28 protein-coding genes are annotated in these 26,102 nt (G+C 59.5%); 18 read left to right on the top strand and 10 right to left on the bottom strand.

The window, feature by feature from the left end:
* Positions 1–185: 185 nt before the first annotated feature.
* A complete protein-coding gene (locus BCF46_RS13930; RefSeq protein ID WP_121025442.1) occupies positions 186–647 on the bottom strand; it encodes a GNAT family N-acetyltransferase in 462 nt (153 codons plus the stop codon).
* A gap of 360 nt (positions 648–1,007) precedes the next feature.
* Between BCF46_RS13930 and aroQ the strand changes: the two genes are divergently transcribed.
* Both aroQ and BCF46_RS13920 read left to right on the top strand, forming a co-directional pair.
* Entirely contained in the window at positions 1,008–1,451 is a 444-nt protein-coding gene (aroQ, locus tag BCF46_RS13925; protein WP_121025352.1) for a type II 3-dehydroquinate dehydratase, read from the top strand.
* Complete coding sequence (locus tag BCF46_RS13920) at positions 1,448–2,203, top strand: LuxR family transcriptional regulator (protein WP_121025349.1); 756 nt, start codon at positions 1,448–1,450, stop codon at positions 2,201–2,203. Before aroQ ends, BCF46_RS13920 begins: the two co-directional genes overlap by 4 nt.
* Positions 2,204–2,598: 395 nt before the next feature.
* Here the strand turns inward: BCF46_RS13920 and tsf are convergent, their stop codons facing one another.
* On the bottom strand, positions 2,599–3,474 hold the full coding sequence (gene tsf, locus BCF46_RS13915; RefSeq protein ID WP_121025346.1) for a translation elongation factor Ts: 876 nt from the start codon (positions 3,472–3,474) through the stop codon (positions 2,599–2,601).
* A gap of 79 nt (positions 3,475–3,553) precedes the next feature.
* Positions 3,554–4,333 (bottom strand): 30S ribosomal protein S2, encoded by a 780-nt coding sequence (gene rpsB, locus BCF46_RS13910; protein WP_121025343.1) that lies wholly within the window; start codon positions 4,331–4,333, stop codon positions 3,554–3,556.
* 292 nt (positions 4,334–4,625) lie between these two features.
* Between rpsB and BCF46_RS13905 the strand changes: the two genes are divergently transcribed.
* The 5 genes from BCF46_RS13905 to BCF46_RS13885 all read left to right on the top strand — a co-directional run bounded on the left by BCF46_RS13905 (position 4,626) and on the right by BCF46_RS13885 (position 8,144).
* Complete coding sequence (locus tag BCF46_RS13905; protein WP_121025340.1) at positions 4,626–5,042, top strand: hypothetical protein; 417 nt, start codon at positions 4,626–4,628, stop codon at positions 5,040–5,042.
* Positions 5,043–5,087: 45 nt separating this feature from the next.
* Positions 5,088–5,963, top strand: coding sequence for a PfkB family carbohydrate kinase (locus BCF46_RS13900; protein ID WP_121025337.1), 876 nt, complete (start codon positions 5,088–5,090; stop codon positions 5,961–5,963).
* Complete coding sequence (locus BCF46_RS13895) at positions 5,960–6,877, top strand: pseudouridine-5'-phosphate glycosidase (protein WP_121025334.1); 918 nt, start codon at positions 5,960–5,962, stop codon at positions 6,875–6,877. The genes BCF46_RS13900 and BCF46_RS13895 overlap by 4 nt, the downstream gene beginning before the upstream one ends.
* A gap of 150 nt (positions 6,878–7,027) precedes the next feature.
* Entirely contained in the window at positions 7,028–7,666 is a 639-nt protein-coding gene (locus BCF46_RS13890) for a DUF502 domain-containing protein (protein WP_245990147.1), read from the top strand.
* Between the two features lie 139 nt (positions 7,667–7,805).
* On the top strand, positions 7,806–8,144 hold the full coding sequence (locus BCF46_RS13885; protein WP_245990146.1) for a VOC family protein: 339 nt from the start codon (positions 7,806–7,808) through the stop codon (positions 8,142–8,144).
* A 13-nt stretch (positions 8,145–8,157) separates the two neighbouring features.
* Here the strand turns inward: BCF46_RS13885 and BCF46_RS13880 are convergent, their stop codons facing one another.
* Positions 8,158–9,969: an extracellular solute-binding protein gene (locus BCF46_RS13880; protein ID WP_121025324.1), complete on the bottom strand. Its 1,812-nt coding sequence runs from the start codon at positions 9,967–9,969 to the stop codon at positions 8,158–8,160.
* Between the two features lie 226 nt (positions 9,970–10,195).
* Positions 10,196–11,083 (bottom strand): calcium-binding protein, encoded by an 888-nt coding sequence (locus BCF46_RS13875; RefSeq protein ID WP_121025321.1) that lies wholly within the window; start codon positions 11,081–11,083, stop codon positions 10,196–10,198.
* Positions 11,084–11,210: 127 nt separating this feature from the next.
* Here BCF46_RS13875 and BCF46_RS13870 point away from each other — a divergent pair, with 127 nt between their 5' ends.
* Both BCF46_RS13870 and BCF46_RS13865 read left to right on the top strand, forming a co-directional pair.
* A complete protein-coding gene (locus BCF46_RS13870; protein WP_121025318.1) occupies positions 11,211–11,996 on the top strand; it encodes a 3-hydroxybutyrate dehydrogenase in 786 nt (261 codons plus the stop codon).
* A 16-nt stretch (positions 11,997–12,012) separates the two neighbouring features.
* Positions 12,013–13,044 (top strand): patatin-like phospholipase family protein, encoded by a 1,032-nt coding sequence (locus BCF46_RS13865; protein ID WP_121025439.1) that lies wholly within the window; start codon positions 12,013–12,015, stop codon positions 13,042–13,044.
* A gap of 20 nt (positions 13,045–13,064) precedes the next feature.
* Here the strand turns inward: BCF46_RS13865 and BCF46_RS13860 are convergent, their stop codons facing one another.
* Together BCF46_RS13860 and BCF46_RS13855 are read right to left on the bottom strand one after the other, a co-directional pair.
* The gene (locus BCF46_RS13860) at positions 13,065–13,508 is read right to left on the bottom strand and encodes an MAPEG family protein (RefSeq protein ID WP_121025315.1); all 444 of its coding nucleotides are present in this window, start codon (positions 13,506–13,508) and stop codon (positions 13,065–13,067) included.
* 12 nt (positions 13,509–13,520) lie between these two features.
* Positions 13,521–13,838, bottom strand: coding sequence for a YciI family protein (locus BCF46_RS13855; RefSeq protein WP_121025312.1), 318 nt, complete (start codon positions 13,836–13,838; stop codon positions 13,521–13,523).
* A 108-nt stretch (positions 13,839–13,946) separates the two neighbouring features.
* Here BCF46_RS13855 and BCF46_RS13850 point away from each other — a divergent pair, with 108 nt between their 5' ends.
* Positions 13,947–14,543, top strand: a complete 597-nt coding sequence (locus BCF46_RS13850) for a TetR/AcrR family transcriptional regulator (RefSeq protein WP_121025309.1) — start codon at positions 13,947–13,949, stop codon at positions 14,541–14,543.
* A gap of 82 nt (positions 14,544–14,625) precedes the next feature.
* Complete coding sequence (locus tag BCF46_RS13845) at positions 14,626–15,279, top strand: aquaporin (protein ID WP_121025307.1); 654 nt, start codon at positions 14,626–14,628, stop codon at positions 15,277–15,279.
* Positions 15,280–15,333: 54 nt separating this feature from the next.
* Here BCF46_RS13845 and BCF46_RS13840 read toward each other — a convergent pair whose 3' ends face one another.
* On the bottom strand, positions 15,334–15,957 hold the full coding sequence (locus BCF46_RS13840; protein ID WP_121025304.1) for a helix-turn-helix domain-containing protein: 624 nt from the start codon (positions 15,955–15,957) through the stop codon (positions 15,334–15,336).
* A gap of 57 nt (positions 15,958–16,014) precedes the next feature.
* Here BCF46_RS13840 and BCF46_RS13835 point away from each other — a divergent pair, with 57 nt between their 5' ends.
* The 5 genes from BCF46_RS13835 to BCF46_RS13815 are packed head-to-tail and all read left to right on the top strand — an operon-like array spanning position 16,015 to position 20,265.
* Entirely contained in the window at positions 16,015–17,502 is a 1,488-nt protein-coding gene (locus tag BCF46_RS13835) for a class I adenylate-forming enzyme family protein (RefSeq protein ID WP_121025301.1), read from the top strand.
* Positions 17,495–18,139: a DsbA family oxidoreductase gene (locus BCF46_RS13830; protein ID WP_211332818.1), complete on the top strand. Its 645-nt coding sequence runs from the start codon at positions 17,495–17,497 to the stop codon at positions 18,137–18,139. Before BCF46_RS13835 ends, BCF46_RS13830 begins: the two co-directional genes overlap by 8 nt.
* Positions 18,136–18,612, top strand: coding sequence for a metal-dependent hydrolase (locus tag BCF46_RS13825; RefSeq protein WP_121025295.1), 477 nt, complete (start codon positions 18,136–18,138; stop codon positions 18,610–18,612). The genes BCF46_RS13830 and BCF46_RS13825 overlap by 4 nt, the downstream gene beginning before the upstream one ends.
* On the top strand, positions 18,609–19,796 hold the full coding sequence (locus tag BCF46_RS13820) for a multidrug effflux MFS transporter (protein WP_121025292.1): 1,188 nt from the start codon (positions 18,609–18,611) through the stop codon (positions 19,794–19,796). Before BCF46_RS13825 ends, BCF46_RS13820 begins: the two co-directional genes overlap by 4 nt.
* Positions 19,797–19,839: 43 nt before the next feature.
* Positions 19,840–20,265 (top strand): hypothetical protein, encoded by a 426-nt coding sequence (locus BCF46_RS13815; protein WP_121025289.1) that lies wholly within the window; start codon positions 19,840–19,842, stop codon positions 20,263–20,265.
* A 237-nt stretch (positions 20,266–20,502) separates the two neighbouring features.
* On the opposite strand, the gene mfd is transcribed toward BCF46_RS13815, so the two are convergent.
* Together mfd and BCF46_RS13805 are read right to left on the bottom strand one after the other, a co-directional pair.
* Entirely contained in the window at positions 20,503–23,949 is a 3,447-nt protein-coding gene (gene mfd / locus BCF46_RS13810) for a transcription-repair coupling factor (RefSeq protein WP_121025286.1), read from the bottom strand.
* A gap of 31 nt (positions 23,950–23,980) precedes the next feature.
* Complete coding sequence (locus BCF46_RS13805; RefSeq protein ID WP_121025283.1) at positions 23,981–24,502, bottom strand: component of SufBCD complex; 522 nt, start codon at positions 24,500–24,502, stop codon at positions 23,981–23,983.
* Between the two features lie 159 nt (positions 24,503–24,661).
* On the opposite strand from BCF46_RS13805, the gene hemB reads away from it, so the two are divergent.
* Both hemB and BCF46_RS13795 read left to right on the top strand, forming a co-directional pair.
* Positions 24,662–25,666: a porphobilinogen synthase gene (gene hemB, locus BCF46_RS13800; protein WP_425454428.1), complete on the top strand. Its 1,005-nt coding sequence runs from the start codon at positions 24,662–24,664 to the stop codon at positions 25,664–25,666.
* Complete coding sequence (locus BCF46_RS13795; RefSeq protein ID WP_121025277.1) at positions 25,663–26,049, top strand: hypothetical protein; 387 nt, start codon at positions 25,663–25,665, stop codon at positions 26,047–26,049. Before hemB ends, BCF46_RS13795 begins: the two co-directional genes overlap by 4 nt.
* Positions 26,050–26,102 lie beyond the last annotated feature (53 nt).

Raw genomic sequence — 26,102 nt, 5'->3', positions numbered from 1 at the left:
CACCCTTAGAGGTGTTTGAAAGCGAACTGATGGAGTTACGGAACCGATTGGAGTAAAAGGTTAAATCAGGAACTGCGCTTCAGCGTGAGTTCACACTGACTGAGATGCACACACGAACGCAAATTCGGCACTAAAACAGAACCTTGCCCACTGCGACACATACCGTAACTAAATCACTGAACTGTTTAACTCAGCGACTTCCAGAATACGACTTTGTCGTCTCCCGCCGCCCAGAAGTCCCGTATACGCGCTTCCTCGGAATAACCGTTCTTACGATAGAAGTTGCGTGTTGGTGCGAAGTCGTCCGTGCCTGATGTGTCTGCTATCAGAATGCGCTGTCCGCACTCTCTTAGCGCGGTCTCCAAATGCTTGACGATAGCACCACCACAACCGCCACCCTGCTCTGACGGAAGAACTGCGACAGCAAGCATGTTCCATGCGCCCTCTGCAAGCTCCTCTGGGACTGCGTAGCAGAAGCCGACGGGCTTGCCTTTGGCTTCGCATGTTAGCCAGATGTCGGAGCTTTCCTCATCAGATAAAAAATTGCCCACCATATCAGGGAGCATTTCACTGGGGAAAAGTTCTGTTTCGTTGAGCACAACCTGCAAGGCAGCTATGTCGTCGGGCAGTGTTGGTCGGATTCTCATGGCTCTTCGTCCCTCTGCTGCCCGAATGTGAGCAAAACTATCCCACATTGCTGATGCATCGCCTGCGTTTAGAAGACTGGAAATTTGCTCGCTGAACGTCCAAATTTGGTACCAGAACACCTAACTATCAACAAGAAATACCCCCCAATTTCCGTAGGATACACTATAAAATGAACTTGGGCGACAGTCGCGTACATGGCATCGAAGGCTACGAAATAATGTTCGTGTTTGAGATAATGCCCCGCCAGACCAGTGCACCTACGACGCAGTGTCGAGAAGTATTGGATGTTTAGGTGTAAACTACTCGACAGCGGGCCCGCCAAGCCGTAGGTATTCAGTCGAAATTCCAAGGAACCGTCGATGACGTCTGTGCTAGTCCTCAATGGGCCAAATTTGAATTTGCTGGGAACCCGTCAGCCGGAAGTATACGGCTCCGTCACATTGGCTGACGTTGAAGAATTGTGCGAAGCGCACGGTAAGTCTTTGGGAATAAAGGTAAATTGCTTACAATCAAACCACGAGGGCGTGTTGATTGACGCAATTCACGCGGCAAAAGGCACACATCGTGGTATCGTGGTGAATGCTGGCGCCTTTACTCATACGTCTGTTGCCCTGATGGATGCGATCGCGTCAGTGGAATTGCCTGTCGTTGAAGTTCATCTATCGAACATTCATGCGCGCGAGGCGTTTCGGCATAAATCCTACATAGCCCCTGTTGCGTTGGGGCAGATTGCGGGATTTGGTGCCAAAGGCTACGTGCTCGCGCTGGACGCGCTGGCCACTCATCTAGGTACGGGAGCATGATCCAGGATCACCTAAGTACCATCATTGCGAGCAACTCACTTGAAGAGGTCTGGTCGCTCCATACGGCGAAAATGGCGGAGTTCGGGTTCGACCGGATAGTCTATGGCTACACGCGCTTTCGTACCGGAACAACGCTGGGCGATTTGCAAGATGCGCTGATCCTGACCAATCATGACGCGGCCTATGTCGAGCATTTCGTCGGCGACGGTGCCTATTACCAAGGCCCTATGGTGGCGTGGGCGGCTGAAAACGTCGGCGCTTGCAGTTGGCGGATGATGCAAGAGCTTGCCATGTCGGGGCGTCTTTCACCGGGCGAAATGGAGGTTGTGGCGCTGAACCAAAGGCTAGATGTCACTGCAGGGTACACTGTCAGCTTCCACGACGTATCTTTGCGCGCCAAAGGTGCGACAGGGCTCACTGCGCGACGTGGTCTTAGCCAGGATGATGTGGACGCAATCTGGGACAAGTATGGTGACGATCTGGAGCTGGCCAACAAAATCATGCATCTTAAGGTCACTCAGCTGCCGCACACAACGGGCCAACGGCGCCCGCTCACGGCGCGGCAACGCGAGGTGCTGGAATGGGTCGCGGATGGCAAGACCATTCAGGATACTGCGACCATCATGGGGCTGAACCCCGCGACTATTGAAAAACACCTGCGCTTGGCGCGCGAGACCTTGGATGTGGACACCACGGCCCAAGCCATTCTCAAAGCGTCTAGCCAGAACCAGTTCTTCTTGATCGAACGCTAGGGCGCGAGCCCCCTACTCTCTTGGCGTTCGCAGCAAACTGACCTTCAGAAAATTTGCGCGGATAGATCATATGCGATGCGGCGGTCTCGTTGAGGTATGGAAAGCCATACTTTGATTTTCCGCGGCGCGGCGCGATAGTTTTTCTATGCCTTATGAGTGACGGTTTCGACCGTGAGGCATATGTTAGGGTGCACCTTGCATTTCCAAGGCTGCTGCCGGTCGGGGCAACTCGGTTGGCGCACATTTCTGAAGGTCTCGACAGCCTTCGGTGAATGGTAGCTCTCCTCCCTGTCGGGCCCGCATCAATCCCCAGCGTGGGGGTCTGACAACAAAGAAACGGCGCGAAGGGTTTTACCCTCGCGCCGTTTTCAATTTCTCAGATGTAGAAAAGGGGCTTAGCCTTTCAGCGTGGCTGCAACTTCGTCCGCGAAGTTCTCTACTTTTTTCTCGATGCCTTCGCCAACTTCCAGACGCACGAAACCGGTGATTTCCACGCCAGCTTCTTTGGCGGCCGCGCCGACGGTCAGGTCAGGGTTCACCACGAATTGTTGGTTCAGCAGGGTCACCTCGGCCATGAACTTCTTCATGCGGCCAACGATCATCTTCTCGATCACCGCTTCTGGCTTGCCGCTTTCGCGGGCAATGTCCATCTGAACGGTTTTCTCTTTTTCAACAACGGAGGCGTCCAAGTCAGCTTCGGACAGCGATGCCGGGTTTACAGCAGCCACGTGCATGGCGACCTGCTTGCCGAACGCATCATTGTCGCCGGACAGGGCCACGAGAACGCCGATCTTGCCCATGCCGTCAGCGGCAGCATTGTGCACGTAGGATACAACATGTGGCCCCTCAAGGCGCGCCATGCGGCGCAGGGACATGTTTTCGCCGATGGTGGCGACCTTGGCGGTGATCACGTCAGCTACGGACTTGCCACCCATGTCGGCAGCAGCCAACTCTTCGGTGTTCGAGGCGCCAATCGCGACCTCAGCCACGCCAGCAACCATAGCTTGGAATTCGGCGTTCTTACCAACGAAGTCGGTTTCCGAGTTCACTTCCACGGCAACGCCAACGCCGTTCGCCACATTAACGGCCACAAGGCCCTCGGCAGCGGTCCGGCCGGATTTTTTGGCAGCTTTCGCCAAACCTTTGGTGCGCAGCCAGTCAACAGCGGCTTCCATGTCGCCATCTGTTTCGGTCAGCGCTTTTTTCGCGTCCATCATGCCTGCGCCTGTCGAGTCGCGCAGTTCTTTCACCATTGCAGCGGTAATCGCCATCTTGGTTCTCCTGAATAGAGGTGGGATTATCCCAAAGGCCGCGATCGGCCTTCGGGCAATAGATTAGCGTGCGGAAGGCTTAGCCTTCAGCAGGTGCCTCTGCAGGAGCAGCAACAGCTTCTTCAGCTGGCGCTTCTTCCATGGCACCCAGATCAACGCCAGCAGCGCCCATTTGCGCTTGCATGCCGTCCAGCGCCGCACGAGCCACCAGATCGCAATACAGGCCGATGGCGCGCGATGCGTCGTCGTTGCCCGGGATCAGGTAGTCGATGCCGTCTGGCGAGCAGTTGGTGTCAACCACGGCAATAACCGGAATACCCAGCTTTTTCGCTTCCGCGATGGCCAGATCTTCTTTGTTCACGTCGATCACGACCAGCAGGTCAGGAACGCCGCCCATTTCGCGGATACCGCCCAAGGATGCCTGAAGCTTGCCTTGATCACGTTCCATGCCCAGACGCTCTTTCTTGGTCAGGCCGGTGAAGCCGTTTTCCTGAGCTTCGTCGATGGACCGCAGACGGTTGATCGAGTTGGACACGGTTTTCCAGTTGGTCAGCGTGCCGCCGAGCCAGCGGTGGTTCATGTAATATTGTGCGCATTTCTCTGCGGCTTCGGCGATCGGGCGTTGAGCCTGACGCTTGGTGCCGACGAACAGAATGCGGCCGCCTTTTGCTGTGGTGTCGCGCACAACTTGCAGCGCTTGGTCCAGCATGGGGACGGTTTGGGTCAGGTCCATGATGTGGATACCGTTCTTGGCGCCGTAGATATACGGGGCCATACGCGGGTTCCAGCGTTGGGTTTGGTGACCAAAGTGAACGCCAGCCTCAAGTAGCTGACGGAGCGAAAATTCTGGCAAAGCCATGTCCGTTTTCCTTTCCGGTTTAAGCCTCAGCGGGGTGTCAGAGGCGTTTGCCTCAACCGGTGGACGTCATGGGATTTCTCCCCCAATCGGCCCGACCCCGCCTGCGAAGTGAGCGCCAGATACCCCAAGCCCCCCTGTGCTGCAAGCCCCAAAGGCCCGTTTGGGCGCCGAAAGGTGAGTGATGCGTGAGAACAGGGTGAAAATGCCATGCATTCGACGCCCCCACCCTAGTCATCGCATCTGTGCGGGCGCAGCGTGATTGGGTTCTTAACCCGTATTTGGAGTAACTATTATGAAAACTGCCATTCTCGCGATCTTTGCCGCAGCGGTCTCCACCGCTCCTGCCTTTGCCGTGGAAGCCATGCGTTGCAATGTCCAAACCAGCCCCGGCGTCTACCAGCCAGTGCTTCGTATTGTCACCCAAGGCGACTCTCGTGATATCCGCATGGGTTCGGAGGGGCTGACCCGCAAAATCTTCTACCGTGACCGGCGTGTGGTGGCCTATCTGGCCAACGCTGTGGGCGTAGCACCGCATGACCTACCGCGTCATGTCTCCAGAGTTTGCGGCGCTGTCGAGGAAGCTACGGCGCGCGCAGCACCTACGGCGGCGGCTATCGCAGTGGCTCCTCCTCCGGCTGCGTCCGAAACTGTGGCAAAAGAAGTATCTGAACGTCCGACCGACGACACGAGTGACGAGGCGGTTTACTAAGATGCCCTCTTGAACCCCCGCTCATGGCCTGATTTGAAGATGGCCATGAGCAAGACACCTGACATCCTGTGCATCGGTGCGGTCCTGTGGGACATCATCGGACGCCACGACCACGAGATGGAACGCGGCCATGATCGCCCCGGTCGCATCACCCGTGTGCCGGGCGGTGTCGCGATGAATATCGCCATGGCGCTGCAAGCCTATGGCATGACCCCTGCCCTGTTGACCGCGATCGGGCGTGATGCCGAAGGCGACGAGCTACTGCGCGCCTGTGCGGGCATGGCCATGGTCACCGACCACATCCACCGCCCCGACGACCTGCCCACCGACCGCTACATGGCCATCGAGGGTCGCAACGGGTTGATAGCAGCCATCGCCGACGCTCATTCGCTGGAGCAAGCCGGCGAAGCAATCCTCGCGCCAGTGACCGCCGCGCTGTCCGGTTGGACTGGGCTTGTCGCATTGGACGGAAACCTGACCGTCGACCTGCTCACCCAGATTGCTGCCGATGCTGCGTTCGCGCAAGCCGACCTGCGCCTCGCCCCCGCCTCTCCCGGCAAGGCCGAACGTTTGCGCCCGTTTCTGGCCCACCCCACCGCCACGCTTTATGTGAACCTTGAGGAGGCGGGGCTGTTGCTCGGCACGACATTCAATGACAGTGCGACCGCTGCCACGGCCTTGCTTGCTAAAGGGTTGCACCGCGCGCTGGTCACCAACGGCGCAGAGGCCGCATCGCTGGCCGTGGGCAACAAACTGTTAACCTTCACGCCACCCAAAGTGCAGGTGAAACGCATCACCGGTGCAGGCGACACCTTCATGGCGGCGCATATCTCCGCCGAAGCCCAAGGTGCCACACCAGAAGCCGCGCTGCAAAACGCCATGACCGCAACCGCCACCTATATTTCCGGAGACAGCTATTGATCCCCTTGCACTACGCCCCCGAGGTTGAAGCGGCCCAAGCCGCAAGCACGCCCGTCGTGGCGCTTGAAAGCACGATTATCACCCACGGCATGCCCTACCCGCAAAACGTGGAGACCGCGCGCAAGGTCGAGCAAACCATTCGCGACCAAGGGGCCACGCCTGCGACCATCGCGGTCATCGCAGGCCAGCTCCATATCGGGCTGACCTCGGACGAGTTGGAGACGCTGGGCCAAGCCAAGGATGTTGCCAAGCTGTCCCGCGCCGATATGGCCGCCTGCATCGCCACGGGTGGCACAGGCGCGACAACCGTCGCCGCCACGATGATCGCCGCGCGCCTCGCCGGTATCGAGGTGTTCGCCACCGGCGGCATCGGCGGTGTGCATCGCGGCGCGGAAAACAGCTTCGATATCTCTGCTGACCTGCAAGAATTGTCCCAAACTGCGGTCACCGTGGTTGCCGCAGGGGCCAAGGCCATTCTCGACCTGCCAAAAACGCTGGAGGTCTTGGAAACCCTTGGTGTGCCCGTCATCGCTTATGGTCAAGACACCCTGCCCGCCTTCTGGTCCCGCGAGTCCGACCTTGCAGCCCCTTTGCGCATGGATGACGCCGCCAGCATCGCCAAAGCGCACCGGATGCGGGCCGCTCTGGGTTTGCCCGGCGGGCAGCTGGTGGCTAACCCGATCCCCGCCTTCGCCGAAATCCCCGCCGCGACCCTAGCACCTATCATCGCGCAAGCGTTGCAAGAGGCCGAGGAACAAGGGATCGACGGCAAATCCGTCACCCCCTTCCTGTTGGGGCGTATTTTCGAGCTGACCAATGGCGCGTCACTGGACGCAAATATCGCGCTTGTGCTCAACAATGCACGTCTGGCAGCGGAAATAGCCCAAAACCTGACCCAAATCGGGGCGAATTGACGACTTGTTTCACTGGCTGCTTGTCGGATGGGATGCGGAGCCATACATACGTTAAAGCAACACTAAGAAAGACCTGACGCGCCGATGCTGCTGGACGATTTGGATCCTGACCACAAAAAGCCTCCTCGCAAGGCGAGTTTGTTCGCGCGCATGCGCGGCAACTTTTTGGCTGGGCTGGTGGTCATTGCACCTATCGGCCTGACCATGTGGCTGACTTGGAGCGTCGTGGGCTGGATCGACAGTTGGGTCTTGCCTTTCGTCCCCTATCATTACCGCCCCGAGCAATATATCGGCATCAACCTGCGCGGCGTGGGTGTGGTGTTCTTCTTGCTGTTCACCATGGTGATCGGCTGGATGGGCAAGGGCATTCTGGGTCGGTCCCTGCTGCGGTTCGGCGAGAACCTCGTGGATCGCATGCCGGTCGTGCGCTCCATCTATAACGGGTTGAAGCAGATCGCCGAGACTGTGTTCTCGCAGCGCGAAACCTCGTTCGAGAAGGCTTGTCTGGTCGAATATCCCCGCCGCGGCATCTGGGCGATTGCCTTCATATCCACGACTGCCAAGGGCGAGGTCGCCCATGGCATCCCGACGGAGGGCGGGCTGATGTCCGTCTTTCTGCCGACCACGCCCAACCCGACCTCCGGCTTCCTGCTGTTCGTGCCCAAGGCCGACATAATCGAGTTGGATATGACCGTCGAAGACGCGGCCAAGCTGGTGATCTCGGCAGGGCTGGTCTACCCCAACAAGGAAGACCCGTCACAGCCTCCGGCGGAGCTGGCGGCGCAGTAGCGAGCTGTTCCGCTTTGAAAAACGACGACGCAAAGTGATCCGGCGGACTTGCCGTAGATTCGCATTTCTGCTCAACTAAAACTCCATCGTAGCGACATGAAGTGGAAACCGCACGGTAAAAGCTCTGGGAATCGGCGGCGTGTTTTTCAGGTCAAAAGACCCAAGCGCTCTTGCTGCATGGTATCAAAAGCACCTTGGGATCGACCCAGTCCCGACCTCGCCGACAATGACACCTTGGATCACAGAGCCGAGTTTGACCGTCTTTTCACCGTTTGACCAAGACACCGATTATTTCCCGAAAGACCGGGCGTTCATGCTGAACTTCCGGGTCGGCGATCTCGATGCCGCGATTGCGGAGTTGAACGAGGCAGGTGTGGAAAGCGGTGAGCTCTCAATTATGGAGGGTGTCGGAAGGTTCGCCCGTATTCACGACACAGAAGGAAACCCGATAGAACTTTGGGAACCTGCCCTGCCATAAGATATGTGCCTCTTTACTCCGACCACCACACATCCGGCTGGAACCCGATCCAGTCGCCATAGACCGGCAGCGTGTCGGGGAATTTCAGGTTCGCGTCATGGGCCAGCATCGAGACGTTGGAATACCACAGCGGAACCACATAGCGCCCTGCCGTCAGGATGCGGTCTAGCGCTTTGACCGCCGCGCGGTAATCCTCCTGGCTTTCCGAGGTCAACATCGTCTGGATCATCGCCTCGGCCGCAGGGCTGTTCATCCCCATCAGGTTGCGTGATCCCGGGCTGACCACCCCGTCACTGCCCCAGTAGGACATCTGCTCGTTGCCGGGACTTAGGGATAGACCGCGAATAAAGTGCGTCATATCAAAGTCATATGCGTCGGTGCGCTCGCGATACTGCGCGCTGTCGACCACGGTGATTGTCGGGAAAACGCCCAAGCGCTCCAGATGCTCTTTGTAGATATTGGCGATGGATTGGTGCTCCGCGCTGCCTTGCTTGAGCAGGATGTCAAAAACGAACGGGTGGCCGTCCGGCCCCGTCAACACGCCGTCTTTCACCACCCAGCCCGCCTCTTCCAGCAGGCGCGACGCCTCGCGGATGCCAGCGCGGTTGCGGGCTGATCCGTTGCCTGTCGGCAGCGTGTAGCCCTCATATGTCCCCGGCAAAAGCGTGGTCTTGTAGGGCTCCAGAAGCTCTGCGACCTTGCCGGTTGCCTCGCCATTCTCCATCGCCAGAACAGAGTTGTGGAAGTAGGACGCGATGCGCGGCAGCCCTTCTTCACCGTTCAATTTCTCGTCGATGAATTCGTAGTTGAACGCCTGCAACATCGCCTCGCGCACGCGCCAGTCCTTGAAGATGTCGCGGCGCGTGTTCATCACGAAGCCGTTCATGCCCGTGGGGCGCTGGTGCGGAATCTCGGATTTCACCACCTGCCCGTTGGTGACGCGCGGGAAGTCGTATTGCTGCGCCCATTTGGCGGTGCTGGTCTCGCGAATGGTGTTCAGTTCGCCCGCCTTGAACGCTTCGAACATGGCTGTGGCGTCGCCGTAGAACTCCATCCGCAACTCATCAATGTTATTGGTGCCGCGCTGGAACGGAACGTCACTTCCCCAATAGTCGGGATTGCGTTTGAGGGACACGAAGCGGCCCGCCTCAAAGTCGTCGATGACATAAGGCGCGGAGGAAATCGGGATCGTATCAAGTCCGCTCTCTTCAAAGCTGGCACCGTCCCATTGCGCTTTCTTTAGGATCGGGCGCATCCCCATGATCAGGGCGAGTTCGCGGTCCGGCTCTTTGAAAGTGAAGCGAATTTTTCCCTCTGGCGTTACTTCGGATGTCTCGATCTTGGCCCAAGATCCGGCATAGCGCGGATGGCCTTTGGTGCCTAAGGTCTCGTAGGACCAGATCACGTCTTCGGCGGTTACCGGGCTGCCATCCGAGAATCGGGCCTCTGGCCGCAGCTTGAATTCCACCCAGAGATTCGTCGAATCGGTCTCCACGGTTTCCGCCAGAAGCCCGTACAGGGTGAAAGGCTCGTCCCATGACCGGCCCATCAAGCTTTCATATGCGAGGAAGCGCAGCTGCCATGGCACCCGTCCTTTGCGGATATGCGGGTTCAGCGAATCAAACCCGCCAACCTCGCCCGTGACGATCTTGCCGCCTTTGGGCGCATCGGCATTTGCGTATGGCAGAGACACAAAGTCTGGTGGAAGCGCGGGGTCACCATACATAGCTATGCCATGCTGAGGCTCGGCAAATGCGGTGCTGGCTGCAAGGATTGCAGCACTGGCCAGTCCATTGCGCATGGTTTGGAAATAGTTTGACTTCATTTCGGTAACAATCCTTCGGCGCCCTGCTCTATTTGATCCTCATGCTACGCAGGGTTTCCAACCTTTTCAAACTTTTAGCTTGGCGGGTGGCGGTCAAATGCTTATAAAGGTCCCACTGCTCGATAGGTTTCTTGCCTGTATGAAACCTGCCTCAATAACTTAACGCCAGCTTCGTGCTGGCGTTTTTTTTTGGCTTTGCGGGCCGGATATGGTTTCGGACCACGCGTCAGAGCAGATTCGAATCCACCCCCAGAAAATCATTCGCCGTCAGATCATCCAAAGCGATACCGCGCAATCTGATCGTCAAGCCGGTCGAGTCGGCTAGTAAGTCGCTTGGCATCCCGAACACTACGCTTGGCCCGTGTTGTGTCGCGTGGGCCAGAAACAGCGCCATCACGTCAGCCATCTCTTCGTCCAGCATGAAATCCAACGCCAGTTTGTCCTCACCACAGGAGAAATCGTTGACGATCATCTCGCTATCCCCCTCCAGCCCATCCGTGACAAAGATGAACTGATCCGCCCCTGCGCCGCCTTTCAGCGTATCGCGACCTCCGAATCCATAGAGCGTGTCGTCACCTGTGCCACCATCAAGGCGATCATCCCCAAGCCCGACCCGTAGCACGTCGTTCCCTGCCCCTCCGCTGAGGTGGTTGTTGCCTGCGGTGTCGGTTAGAACGTCGTCGCCTGCCTGTCCGTAAAGTCTGTCGTCACCACGATTTCCCTCGACACGATCGTTTCCGGCACCACCATACAGCCGATCATCGCCCGACCCGCCGCGCAGGGCATCGTTCCCGGCACCCCCAGCCACAAGATCATCGCCGTCCCCGCCATCAAGGTTGTCATCGCCATTGCCGCCATTCAGCCGGTCCTGACCGGTGCCGCCCTGCATGCGGTCGTCACCATTTTGGCCCCATAACTCGTTGTCGCCCCCTTCCCCTTGGATGAAATCGTCACCATCGCCGCCACGGATCGTTTCGCTGGCCTCAGTCCCGATAAGGATGTCATCACCACTCCCGCCCACCAGTGGGGTATCTGGGCTTTCAAATTGGGCGACAGGCAATGTGATATTTGACGCGAGCTGCGGGGCGGAATCAGGGACAATTGGATTTTTCATACCGTCACCTATCGCTGCAAACCGCCAATATTTGGTAAACTCCGCGACAGAGCCGGCTTTGGCCCTTCATTTCGCAGGTGCAGCAAGATATGTCTGGCGCAAAGATTTACGTCAAAGGACCACGTTCATGTCGCACCCGACCCCGCTCAAAGATAAAACCGCCGTCGTCACGGGTTCCAATTCCGGTATTGGTCTTGGTATCGCGCGGGAGTTGGCCAAGGCTGGCGCGAATGTGGTTTTAAACTCTTACACTGACAATGCCGAAGATCACGCACTGGCTGCCGAGATCACAAAAGAGACCGGCAACGAGGCCCGCTATATCCAAGCCGATCTGTCCAAAGGCGATGACGCGCGCCGCCTGATCGAGACTGCTGGAAAGTGCGATATCCTAGTGAATAATGCAGGCATCCAGCACGTGGCCCCGATTGACGAGTTTCCGGTGGAAAAATGGGACGCAATCATAGCGATCATGCTGAACTCGGTGTTCCATACCACCGCCGTTGCCCTGCCTATGATGCGCGCGGCAGGTTGGGGCCGGATCATCAACATCTCGTCCGCCCATGGCCTGACCGCCTCTCCGTATAAATCCGCCTATGTGGCCGCAAAACATGGCGTTGTCGGTATGACAAAAGTAGTGGCTCTGGAAACCGCACAAGAGCCGATCACAGCCAACGCCATCTGTCCTGGCTACGTGATGACGCCATTGGTCGAGAGCCAAATCCCCGACACGATGAAGAAATATGACATGGACCGCGAAACGGTGATCAAAGAAGTCATGTTGCAGCGCCAGCCCTCCAAAGAGTTCGCCACGACCGAGCAATTGGGCGGCGTGGCCACTTTCTTGTGCTCGGACGCAGCGACGCAGATCACGGGTACGACGATTTCGGTTGATGGCGGCTGGACCGCGTTGTGAACGCACAAAGCAGATCATGACCCGCAAACGCATCAACCTCGCCCTGCAAGGCGGCGGCGCGCATGGAGCGTTCACTTGGGGCGTTCTGGACCGGATATTAGAAGATGACCGGATCGAAATCGCTGCGATTAGCGGAACCTCTGCCGGTGCATTAAACGGAGCGGCGTTGAAATCCGGCTTGCTTGAAGGCGGAGCAGACGGCGGCAAGGCCAAGCTTGACTGGCTATGGGGCGAGATTGGCGCCACGGACCAGTCCCACCTGCACAGTTGGATGCACGGCGTGACCCCGGGCAATGTCAGTCACGCGGTGGGGGCATCGCCGCTTTATCAAGCCATCGACATTTTCAGCCGCATGGCCAGCCCTTATAATCTGGGCCTGCTCTACGCGCATCCCCTTCGCCCGATTGTGGAGCAGCTGAACTTTGACGAGGTCTGCGCCAAGGAAGGCCCGGACCTGTTCATTTGCGCCACCAATGTGCGTTCCGGCAAAATCCGGATCTTCGATCATGATGACACCGATACGGACGCTATTCTGGCCTCCGGCTGCTTACCGACGATCTTTCAGGCGGTGGAGATATTTGATCCCAAGACTGACCGGATCGAGGCATATTGGGATGGCGGCTACATGGGCAATCCCGCTCTATTTCCGCTGTTCGAGCCGGAGTTTCCGGCGGATGTGGTTATCGTCAACATTAACCCGCTTCACCGCGAAGACCTGCCGCGCAAAGCGACTGAAATCCAGAACCGTATCAACGAGATCAGCTTCAACGGCTCGCTGTTTCGCGAGTTGCGCGCGGTGCAGTTTGTGCGTGACCTGATCACCAGCGGCAAGGTAACACAAGGCTCAATGAAGGATGTGCTGGTGCATATGATTTCCGATGACGCGCTTATGAACGAGTTGTCGGTGGCGACTAAATCGATACCAACCCCCTTTGTGATTCAGGAACTGAAGCTGGCAGGCCGCAACGCAGCGGGTGCGTTTCTCGACGCCCATTTTGACGACCTGAACGAGACGTCTACGGTCGATCTTCGCGCGATGTTCGAATAGCTACAACCGCCGCGAACAGATCACGTGAGCAAGGTCCAAATCGCCGTGCAGGCAAGTGCAATATTGGCCAGCAGCCCTCCAACAAACGCAAGGGTTCTAGGGCCACCGACGATCCGCCCTTTGCCACTGTAATAGATCGCCCAGAATGCCATGCGGAACACGAAATACGCACCGGCCAACCAGTTGACCAGCATCGGCGATGATCCGGCAACAATCGCCACAAGCAGCGCCCAGCCAAAGGCAGGAAACGTCTCGGCTGAGTTTGCATAGGTGCGCACCGCCCGAAAGCTGAGCTTGGAATGGTCGTGTCTGAGAGGCATGCCGGGGACTTGTTCCTCGCGGACATAGGCCAAGGGCGCCGTCGCAAAATTCTGGACCAAGGTCACCAGCGATAAGCCGGCCAGAACGAGAAAGGATGTGTGATACGCCGACAGATACGGGGCGATGTCAAAAAGTGAGGTCATAGAGCTGGCTCCTTACATGTCCATTTGCATCGCTTCGGCGACTTCGATCGTTCCGGTCCCGCTCAGATGCGGGCAACCCTTCGCCATGGCGATCGCCTGCTCCATTGTGTCGGCTTGAATGATGGTGATCCCTGATAACGGGTTTGAGCCTCCGCCTTCCTCCACGCCGGTCGCGGTCACGGTCATCGACGGGCCAACCGGCAAGCCGGGGTCGACGACCGCATCGCCCAACCCGTCGCTCCATGCTTTCCATGCCACCATATGGGCGGCACCCTCTTCCTTGCTCTGGAAGTCTGGTTTGCCGTGAAAAGCGAGTACAAATTTGGTCATGTGTCGTCTCCTGTTTGAGGGGTTCGACACGAAGCTGGCACAGATCAATATATGTTAAAGAACATATTAAATGCCCTGCTATGATCGGCACGAATTGGAGTGAACCTCATGCCCTATAGTGCCAGCCACAAAGAACAGACACGCGAGAAAATTGTTGAATCAGCGCGAATACTTTTCAACCGCCACGGCTTCAGATCGGTCACAATTGATATGATTATGGAGAATGCCGGCCTCACACGCGGCGGGTTCTACAATCACTTCAAGACGAAAGAGGCGCTTTTTAGCGCCGCGGTCTCGGGTTTTCTGACAGGACGCGGGGCGCAATGGCGCGAAGAGGCCGGGGTTGATGTGACCAACCTCAATCCGGAAATGGCAGTTCATATGATCGACGCCTACCTGTCAGACAAACATCTGGGAGACCGCGACGGCCAATGCCCGATGATTGCCCTGCCCTCTGATGTGGCGCGCGCAAGTGAGGACGTCCAGCAGTCGTTCCAGCAGTTATTGACCGCGATGGTGTGGTTGTTCGAAACCAATATGGCTGCTGACGCGCCCGACAACCGCCGCGAGGCGTTGTCCATCGCGGCACTCTGCGTTGGCGGGATGGTGCTGGCGCGCACATTGCCCGACTCCGCGCTGGCGGATGAGGTGCGCGCCGCTGCGCATGCGTCGGCGGTGGCAGCGTTCAAGGCGCATTCGGCGTGACGGGACGCCCGTCGATGCCTTGAAAGCCCAACGCCGTCGCAGTATGCCGTCACAATCGGCTCAGACGCATCGGAGGGACCCCATGATCGCGCGCCAAATTGTCGCCGAGGCACTCGGCACCGCGCTGCTGCTGATCTCCGTCGTGGGCTCCGGCATCATGGGCGAAAGCCTCGCGGGTGGGAACACCGCCATCGCGCTGCTGGCCAATGCCATCGCAACCGGCTGCATGCTCTATGCGATCATTACCGTGCTCGGCCCGATTTCGGGGGCGCATTTCAACCCTGCGGTGACGCTGGCCTTTCTGATGCGGTGGGAAATCACCCCGAAACTGGCGCTGGCCTATGTCGCCGCACAGGTCGCAGGTGGCATACTCGGCGTCTGGATCACCCATCTGATGTTTGATCTACCGCTCTTGCAGCTCTCCACAACGGCGCGCGCTGGCATTGGCCAATGGAGCGCCGAGGCGGTTGCCATGTTCGGCCTGCTCTTCGTGATCTTCGGTGGCCTCGCCGCCCGCGCCGACTCGGTCCCGACCCTTGTGGCCCTCTATATCACGGGCGCCTATTGGTTTACGGCCTCCACCAGCTTCGCCAATCCGGCGGTCTCCATCGCGCGCAGCCTGACCGATACCTTCGCGGGCATCCTGCCCTCTCACGCGCCGGGTTTTATTGTGGTGCAACTGCTCACTACCCTGATCGCCATCCCCCTGCTCGGCTGGCTCTTCGGGCGCAAATAAAACCGCCACTAGGTTTCATCTTGGCAAAAATATTCCCCCCGGAGGGGTCCGACCTCACCCCAGCGACGTCACCCAGAGGATCAGCGCATCCTCCGCACTGGTCGACACCACGTTATGCCCCATCGAGGCGTCATAATACGCGCTGTCGCCGCGCTTCATCTCCACCGGCTCGTAGAATTCGGTGAACAACCGCACGGAGCCTGTCAGCACGTACAGAAACTCTTCCCCGTCATGGCGCACCCAGCCGTCGAACTCGTCCATGCTGCGTGCACGGATGCGCGCGCGATAGGGCAACATCGCTTTCTTGGTCAGCCCGCCTGACAGCAATTCATGCTCATAGGTCGGTGTTACATGCGTCGCTCCCTCCTCCACACGCGTCACATCCATCCTGCCATTGACCTGCGCCTTTTGTGGCGGAGTGAACAGCTGAGGCATACCGATGCCCAACCCCTCGGCCAACTTCTTCATCAACTCGAAGGTCGGTGACATCTGCTCGTTCTCGATCTTCGACAGGGTGGACCGCGCCAGCCCCGCTTCCTTCGCCGCCTGCTCCAGCGTCCAGTTGCGCGCCTTGCGCAACTCCCGCACCCGTGCGCCTAGGTTCAAAGGCTCCACGGGGCTGTCCTCGCCGCTGGCACGGGCAAGGCGGATCAGGCTGGGCTCGGTGCTTGCTGTCATGGCCGTTCTCATACCCCCCTCTTGCGGCGACTGGCAATGGGGGCTAGCCCTCTGCCCATGCAAATCTCCGTCTTCGATCAAGGCCCGCCGCCGCACTGTCCCGCGCCTTTCAACATGGCCGCTTATGTGCTGTCCCATGCCACAGCTTTAGGCGACAAAGCCGCGCTGGAAGTCGTCGGTGGTGCGCCCGAAATTCTGACCTATCGCGCGCTGCTGACACGTGTGACCCGCGTGGCGGGCGGGCTGCGCGCGCAGGGCTTCACCGAGGGCGACCGCATCTTGTTCCGTCTTGGCAACACCCCGGACTTCCCCGTGGCCTATCTGGCCTGCATCTGGGCGGGTCTCATTCCCATCCCCGCCTCGTCGCAACTGACCGGGCCGGAAGCGACCGACATTGCGCAACAAACCGATCCCGCGCTTATCCTGCATCAGGACGGCGTGTCCCTGCCCGACCACGCTGCACCAGTCCTGACCACGCTTCCCGAGGCCGACCCGATCCCGCCCGTCATGGGCGATCCAAACCGGCTGGCCTATATCATCTTTACCTCCGGCACCTCTGGCCGTCCCAGCGGTGTGCGCCATGCCCATCGCGCCATCTGGGCGCGGCGGATGATGTGGCAAGGCTGGTACGGCCTGACGCCCGACGACCGGATGATGCATGCAGGCGCGTTCAACTGGACCTATACGCTCGGCACCGGCTTGATGGATCCGTGGAGCATCGGGGCCACGACGCTGATCCCCGCCTTGGGCGTGCCGTCCTCGGCCTTGGGCAATCTGGCGTCCGAGCACAAAGCCAGTATTTTCGCAGCCGCACCGGGCGTTTACCGGCAAATGTTAAAGTCACCCTTGCCGACCTTACCCCATCTGCGCCACGGCCTGTCCGCTGGTGAAAGCCTGCCCGACGCGCTGCGCACGCAATGGCGCACGCAGACCGGCACCGATATCCACGAAGCGCTCGGCATGTCGGAATGCTCCACCTTCATCTCCGGCTCCCCCGCGATGCCCGCGAAGTCCGGCACGTCCGGCAGGCCGCAACAGGGCCGTCGCATTGCCGTGCTGCAAGACGGCAAACCGGTGCCGCCCGACACCCCCGGTCTGCTCGCCATCCACCGCGACGATCCGGGCCTGATGCTGGGCTATCTCGACGCCTCCCTGCCGGATGGCGACTGGTTCACCACCGCCGACACCGTAACCATGAGTGCCGAGGGCGATATCACCTATATGGGCCGCAATGATGACATGATGAACGCGGGCGGCTACCGCGTGTCGCCGCTAGAGGTCGAATCCGCCTTCAACGACTTTCACGGTATCACCGGATGCGCCGCAACAGCCGCTGAAATCAAGGCCGACACGCAGGTGATCGCCCTGTTCTATGCTGCGGATACTCCCATCGACGAAGACACTCTGCGCACCCATGCACAGAGCCTGCTCGCCCGCTACAAGCAACCGCGCCTTTACATCCACCGCGACACGTTGCCTAAAGGGGGAAACGGCAAGCTGAACAGGCGCTTGTTGCGCGACGCATTTGAGGCCCCCAATGATTAAACTCGACATAATTTCCGACGTCATCTGCCCGTGGTGCTATATCGGCAAGGCTCATCTGGACCGCGCGTTGGAGGCCGCTCCGGATCACCCGTTCACCATCGAATGGCACCCTTTCCAGTTGAACCCGACAATGCCCGCAGGCGGCATGGACCGCCGCGAATATCTTGAGCACAAGTTCGGCGGCAAGGAAGGCGCCGTGCGCGTCTACGGCCAGATCGCAGAAGCCGCAGAGGCCGCGGGGCTCGACATAGATTTCGGGGCCATCCAGCGCACGCCCAACACGATCAACGCCCACCGCTTGATCCATTGGGCGGGGCTGGAGGGGAGGCAGACTGCAATCGTCTCCAAGCTGTTCAAGGCCTATTTCAAGGAAGGCCTTGATATCGGCGACACGGAGGTGCTGCTCGACATTGCCGAGGCCGCCGAGACGGACCGCGAAATGGTTGCGCGTCTGTTGGCAACCGATCAGGACGTTGACGGCATCCGCGCCCGTGACGCCAATGCCCGCGAGCGCGGTGTATCAGGCGTGCCGACTTTTATTGTGGCCAACCAGCATGTGTTGTCCGGTGCGCAACAGCCCCAACTCTGGGCCAATGTGATCGAGGAACTCAACGAGCAACTCGCAGACCAGACATGATTACCGCGCATTTGCCGTCCGGATACATCCTTGGCCGAACGGCGCAACGCTACGGGGTTCATCCTTGGTTGATGCCTGCCGCGATCATCGGGGCGATCTTACCTGATTTCGACCTGATCTGGTTCTACCTCGTCGACAACCGCGCCATTCATCATCACCACTACTGGGTCCATATTCCCTTTTTCTGGTTTGTCGTCTGGCTGCCCACAATGCTGGCTCTGCGCCGCTGGAAGCCGCGCTGGCTGCCGCCTGCCCGCGCCTTTTTTGCGGGCATTCTCCTGCACCTGCTGCTCGACACAGTTGCGGGCGATATTGCGTGGGGCTTGCCCTTCACCGATCAGCTGTTCCACCTGTTCACTGTGCCTGCCACTCAAAGCCACTTCGTCTTATCGTATATCCTGCATTGGACCTTCTCGTTCGAGCTCTTGGTCTGGGCATTGGCAATCTACCTTTACGCAAAGGCCAAGCTATGAACCGCCCCACACGGCGTCTGTCGCAGCCCGAGTTTATCGCGCTGATCGCCGCAACCATGGCCTTAACCGCCTTCAGCATCGACTCCATGCTGCCAGCGCTGCCAGATATTGCCCACGCACTCAGCCCTGACGCGCCGAACCGTGCGCAACTGGTGCTGACCAGCTTTGTGCTGGGCATGGGGATCGGCACCATCGTCACGGGGCCGCTCTCCGACAGCTTTGGCCGCAAGCCGGTGATCTTTGGCGGTGCGTTGCTGTATATCATCGGCGCGGCCATGGCAGGGCAAGCCGAGTCACTCGAAACCATGCTTGCCAGCCGTATCGTGCAAGGCTTAGGCGTGGCGGGTCCAAGGGTCGTGGCCATTGCGATCGTGCGCGACCAGTATGAAGGCCGGTCCATGGCCGCGATCATGTCCTATGCGATGATGATCTTCACCCTCGTGCCTGCGGTCGCCCCCCTTGTGGGAAGCTACATTATCGCAGGATTCGGGTGGCGCGCGGTGTTTTACAGTTTCGTGCTCTTTGCCGTTCTGGTGATTGGCTGGCTGATGATCCGCCAACCGGAAACCTTGCCGTTGGAGGCCCGCAGACCATTCCGGTTGGCGTCACTTGTGGCGGCAACCAAGGAATGCTTTTCGCACAAAGTGTTCACCCTCTCGACCTTGCTTCAGGTTCTATCCCTCGGGATGCTGTTCGGGTGTCTCAGTTCCACTCAGCAAATCTTCGAGACCAGTTTTGGACGCGCTGACACCTTCCCGCGTTGGTTTGCGTTGATCGCCCTCGTTGCAGGCACCGCGTCAATCCTGAACGCACGGCTGGTGGTGCGTTTGGGGATGCAACGGATGATCTCTGTTGGCTTCGGGATGCAGATATTCTTCTCGGTGGCGGTCCTGCTGGCGGGTCTTTTTGCGGTGGTTCCTTTCCCGCTCTACATCGTCTGGACCATCTCTCTGTTTTTCATGGCGGGGCTGGTGATCGGCAACCTGAACGCCTTGGCGATGGAGCCGGTCGGCCATATTGCAGGTCTCGCCGCGTCGGTGTTGGGGGCCGTTGCAACAGTGCTAGGTGCAGCAATTGCAGCGCCCATCGGCCTTGCGTTCGATGGCACTCCCCTACCGCTGGCAGTTGGCACCTCTATCCTATCCGTCATCGGGTATGCCATCGTGAAAGGTGGACTTCGCTAGCTATGCCACGCTTTGCTGGCCATGGCTCTCTCACAGGTGCGGCTTGAAACGCCCTCTCAAAAAGCTGGGGATACTGGCCGCGATAGTCCTGACGCCGTTGATCACGTTGTTCGGCCTGTTTGTCGTCGCCTTCTACGAAAACTATGCAATCAAGCCTTATACGCCGGTATCCTTCCTCGTCATGGCCCCAGCTTTGCGCTCAATCACCCCGATCGAGCAGTGCAGTCCCTTGGTTTACCAGCGTTATTTTCAGGAATGCGCGGGCATCTGCGGCGAGCAGCAGCGGGTGTGGTTTGGGACCACCGCCTCGCTCCAAACCTTGCAAAACACTTACGATCTCGACGCCCTGCGCGCACAACTGAGTGGCTTTGACGAGGTGTCCTTGCACATGTCCACCGGTCGCCCCGGCCTGCCCGAGGGCTGCAACGAGGCGTGGATTTCAGCCTATGACGACTACGCCATCGACTGAGCAGCGCACGCAAGGTTAACGCAGTTGAAAGCCTTGGTGGCTTAAGCCTCCGCTCGGATATCCAACGACGACAGAAGACCAGGATCTTCCGAATTTCCGAAGATCACCCCGAGACAGGGTGCAGGGGACAAGGGCCGATCCGTTTTGCGCAAGACGGTATATGATCCGCCTCAAACCGGCGGCCGCCGACTTCTCTTTCAGGTCACCACATTACCGAGACGCAAAACCCCGCGCAGATCAGGCCTTCGCCTTCTTCGCCGGTTTGAACGTGCCCGCATGTTCCGCTAGGTCGCGGGCAATGGCGAAGGCACCCTTGATCTTGTCCGCCTCTTTTTTCCAATCGCGCCGCACGACAACCTTGTTGTCACGCAGCTTGGCCATGTTCCGTTCGTCCTGAAGATACTCGACCAACCCTTCCGGCTTGGCGAACTTGTTGTTGTGGAACTCGATGGTCGCCCCGCGTTCGCCCGCGTTCAGCTTGGCGATACCGGCGCGTTTGCACATCGCCTTGATCCGCACCACGAGCATCAGCGTGTTGACCTCGCGCGGCAGCTTGCCGAAACGGTCGATCAACTCGGCAGCAAAGCCTTCCAGCTCCACCTTGGTGGTCAGGCCGGACAGGCGGCGATAGAGCCCCAGACGCACATCAAGATCAGGCACGTAGTCTTCCGGGATCAGCACTGGCACGCCAAGGTTAATCGTCGGCGCCCATTGGTCATCCCCATCAGTCAGGCCTTCCAACTGTCCGGAGCGGATTTTGGCGACCGCCTCCTCCAGCATCGACTGGTACAACTCGTAGCCGACCTCGCGCATGTTGCCGGACTGTTCCTCGCCCAAAACATTACCTGCGCCCCTGATATCAAGGTCTTGGCTGGCGATGTTAAAGCCCGCGCCGAGTGAGTCAATCGACCCCAGCACCCGCAACCGCTTCTCGGCGGTGGGCGTCAGTTTCTGGCGCGGCTTGGTGGTCAGGTAGGCATAAGCGCGAGTCTTCGAGCGGCCCACCCGTCCGCGAATTTGATAGAGCTGACTCAGTCCGAACATATCCGCGCGGTGGATGATCATTGTGTTGGCGGTCGGAATGTCGATGCCGGATTCGATAATCGTGGTCGCCAGCAGCACGTCATACTTGCCGTCATAAAACGCGTTCATCCGGCTGTCCAACTCGCCCGGCGCCATTTGCCCGTGGGCGACCAGATAGGTCACTTCCGGCACATGCTCCTTCATCCACGCCTCGATATCCGGCAGGTCGGTGACGCGCGGCACCACGTAGAAACTTTGCCCGCCGCGATAATGTTCGCGCAAAAGCGCCTCGCGCATGGTGACGGTGTCGAACTCCGACACATAGGTGCGGATCGCCAGACGGTCGATGGGCGGCGTGCCGATGATCGACAACTCCCGAACGCCGGACAGGCTGAGTTGCAAGGTGCGCGGGATCGGCGTGGCCGACAGGGTCAGCACGTGAATGTCGGAGCGTAGCTGCTTCAGCCGCTCTTTATGTTGTACGCCAAAGTGTTGTTCTTCATCAATAATCAGCAATCCAAGGTTCTTGATATTGACCTGTTTCGACAGCACTGCATGGGTCCCCACAACGATATCCACCGTGCCATCCGCCAGCCCCTTGCGGGTCTCGGCGGCCTCTTTGGTGCCGACAAACCGCGACAGCTGCCGCACGTTGATCGGGAAGCCACGGAAGCGATCCTTGAAGCTTTGCGTGTGCTGGCGCGACAGCAGCGTCGTGGGCGCGACGACCGCCACCTGCAAGCCGGATGCCGCCGCGATGAAGGCCGCCCGCATGGCGACTTCGGTTTTGCCGAACCCCACGTCGCCGCAGACCAAGCGGTCCATCGGGCGACCCTTTGCCAGATCGTCCATCACCGCCTCAATGGTGGTTAACTGATCCTCGGTTTCCTCATATGGAAAGCGCGCGCAGAAAGCTTCCCACATATCCGCAGGGGCTTCCAGAATGGGCGCACGGCGCAATTCGCGTTCTGCGGCGATGCGGATCAGACGGTCAGCCATATCGCGGATGCGCTGTTTCAGCCGCGCTTTCTTCGCCTGCCACGCGCCACCGCCCAGCTTGTCGAGCAAGCCTTCCTCATGGCCGTAGCGCGACAGCAGTTCCACGTTCTCGACCGGTAGATACAGCCGGTCCCCGCCCGCATATTCCAGCAAGATGCACTCATGCGGCGCACCGGCGGCGGTGACGGTTTCCAAGCCTATATAGCGCCCGATGCCGTGGTCGACATGGACGATCAACTCACCCAAGGACAGCCCTTGCGCTTCGGTCAGGAAGTTCTCCGCCCGCTTGGTTTTCTTGGCGCGGCGGATGAGCCGGTCGCCCAGTACGTCCTGCTCCGAAACCACGGCGAGACCCGCGCCGGTGAAACCTTGCTCCAGTCCCCAAACGGTCAAATGAACGCCGCTTTCGCGCACATCTTTGAAGGAGGACACCAGCTTGACGTCGTGAATGTCTTGGTCACTCAGCAACCCGTGCAGCCGCTCCCGCGCCCCGTCCGAGAAGCTGGCGATGACCACCGCGCGCTCGGCCTTGAGCGCATTAATATGGTCCGCCAAGGCGCTGAATATGTTGCGATCTTCGGCTTGGCGCTCAGGCGCAAAATTGCGCCCAATACGCCCGCCGGCATCCACCACACCCGCGCCCGTCGCCTGTGGCAGCACGGCCAGTTGCAGCACGCGGGTATCAGTTAACGCTTTCTTAAAGGCGGCATCGTCCAGATACAAAAGCTGGGGCGGGACAGGTTTGTAAACACTGTCCATCCGCGCCTTGGATTTCAGCGCCTCGGTGCGATTCTCGTACTGGTCAGCAATGCTCTCCCACCGCGCCAACCGTGCGGGCGCGGTCTGGTCGTCCAGCGCCACCACGGCGTCGGGGAGATAGTCGAAGATGGTTTCCAGCTTCTCGTGAAAGAACGGCAACCAATGCTCGACACCTTGATGCTTGCGCCCCGCCGAGACCGCTTCATACAAAGGATCATCCGTCCCCGCCGCGCCGAACTCGATGCGGTAGTTCTGGCGGAACCGGGTGATCGCCGCCTCGTCCAGAATGATTTCGGAGACGGGGGCTAATTCAACCCGCGTCAACTTCTCGGTCGTGCGTTGCGTCGCCGGATCAAACCGCCGCGCGCCGTCCAGCACGTCGCCGAACAGGTCCAGCCGCACGGGGCCGGATTCGCCCGGTGGATAGATGTCGATGATGCCGCCGCGAATGGCGTAATCGCCCGGCTCCATCACCGTTGGGCTTTGCGAAAAGCCCATGCGCACAAGGTAGTCGCGCAAGGCGGTTTCGTTGATCTGGCGGTCCACCTCGGCCACGAAGGAGGCCCCAGCCAAGACCTCGCGCGCAGGTACGTATTGCGTGGCGGCGGCCAAAGTCGTCAGCAAAATAAACGGCCCCGGCACACCGCCTGCCAGCCCCGCCAATGTCGCCATCCGCGCGGCAGCCACATCGGCGTTGGGGGACACGCGGTCGTAAGGCAGGCAATCCCATGCGGGGAAGTCCAGCACCGGCACTTCGGGCGCGAAAAAACTTAACGCAGTGCGCATCGCGGCCATGCGCTTGTCGTCGCGGGCCACATGCACGACGGGGCCGCGCTCCAGCTCCTTGAGCAAGAGTTGCGCGTCAAAGCCCTCGGGGGCGCCGGAAATCGTGATCATGTCCATGGCCGCTGACCTACGTCATCGGGCGCGGGTGTCAACCGCCCAGCACGCCCACGGACAGGTTGTGGAACATCCCCCACATTGACGTAACAAGGATCGAGAACATCCCGATCACCTGAATGGCCAGCCGTTGGCGCCGCAGTTTCAGCCGGATATCGACGAGCGATGTGTGGTCGATCCGCCGTGCGCAACGCACCGACAGCGCAAAGACCAGCGACATGGGCGCGAATATCAGGAACATCGCCTGTGAAAACTCCAACCCGTAGTAAAAGCCCAGCAAGGCCAGCGCGGTCAGCGCGAAAAAACCAAATCCTACCAGCCAGTTACCGGCTGTATCTGCGATATAGGTGAAGCGGTTGGCGTTGATGCGGACCAGATCTTTCAGATCTTGTTCCACTTGCCCGCCATATTTTACGGCCCGCGCCACGACATCATACGGCACGCCGATCACGTAATGTGAAGCTGCCGACCATGCGTAGGCCAGCGTGATCCAGAACCACAGGTTTGAGAAGGAGCGCATGTCGATCAGCTCGAAAGCGGTTGAGTAAAAATCCACGCTTAGGCGCCTCATTGGTCGGTTGGTTATGCAGAGCGCACCCTAGTCGCGGATTACGGCGATGGAAAGGCCAGGGCCCGCGTTTTCCCGCCAAGGGCTTGAGGCGGTGTGAATATCATGCGACCACTAACGAAATCCTACCACGAAAGCCCCTGCCCGATGTCCCTCATTCCGATCAACGCGCCCTTTCCCGCCACCCGCCTGCGCCGGTTGCGCCGCACCCCTGCCTTGCGCGGGTTGGCTGCCGAGAACGTGTTGTCGGTGGACGACCTGATCTGGCCGATCTTCGTGATGGACGGCGAGAATGACGTGCACCCGATCCTCTCCATGCCCGGCGTGTCGCGCTTGACGCTCGACCGCGCGGTGGACGCCGCGAAGGAGGCCCGCGACCTCGGCATCCCCGCGATCTGCATCTTTCCCTATATCGACCCGTCGCTGAAAACCGATGATTGCGCCTTGGCGTGGTCCCCTGACAACCTGTCCAACCGCGTCACGGCGGCAATCAAATCGGCGGTGCCGGAGGTCGCGGTGATGACCGACGTGGCGCTCGACCCTTACAATGCGTCCGGCCATGACGGCATCGTGCGCGAGGGGGTGATCATCAACGACGAAAGCGTGGAGGCCTTGGTGAAGATGGCGCTGGCTCAGGCGGCGGCGGGCGCGGATATCCTCGGGCCGTCCGACATGATGGATGGCCGCATCGGCGCGATGCGCCGCGCGTTGGAGGCGGACGGCTGTCAGGACGTCGCAATCCTCAGCTATGCCGCCAAGTACGCCTCGGCGTTCTACGGTCCGTTCCGTGACGCAGTTGGCGCATCGGGAGCTTTGACCGGCGACAAGAAGACCTACCAGATGAACCCCGCCAATTCCGACGAGGCGCTGCGTCTGGTGGCCCGTGACCTTAGCGAGGGTGCGGATATGGTCATGGTCAAACCCGGCTTGCCCTATCTGGACATCTGCCGTCGCGTGAAGGACCAGTTCGGGGCACCGACCTATGCCTATCAAGTCAGCGGCGAATACGCGATGATCGCGGGCGCAGGTGCCAAAGGCTGGATCGACGAGGAAAAGGTGATGATGGAAAGCCTGATGGCCTTCAAACGCGCGGGCTGCGACGGCATCCTGACCTATTTCGCCCCCCGCGCCGCAAAGCTGCTGAACGGATGAGTTATTCTGTCGGTCAAGTCTGGACCTTTCCCGAGACGGAAGATCACCCTCAATTAATCGTCACCATCGGACGGATAGACACAGCCGCCGATCTGGGTGCGGAACCTGCCAATAGTGCAGTTCTGTCGGTATCCATGACCCCCGACGACGAAGCGCGCAAGCTTGACTGGCCGGAGGTTGGCCATACTCCTATCGCAGAAACCGCGTTCAATGCGGATGGCACGGGCGAGTTGGTAATGGATGGCGTGACCCCACCAGACGGCTTTGCCGAGGGTTACCAGACTTGGCGCGACGCGTTTGATGCGGGCAATGCTGGGGTGTTCACCGTCGCCCCACCCGAGGCCTATGCCGCGATTTTGCAGATTTATGCGGATAGAAAGTGATCACAATCGGCGATCCCCCGCCCATGACCCCCCTCAATTTGCGTGACATCGCG

Origin of the sequence: Litoreibacter meonggei, assembly GCF_003663885.1 — a bacterium.
GTDB classification, from domain to species: Bacteria; Pseudomonadota; Alphaproteobacteria; order Rhodobacterales; family Rhodobacteraceae; genus Litoreibacter; species Litoreibacter meonggei.
This window is presented reverse-complemented; position numbering and strand designations above follow the sequence as displayed.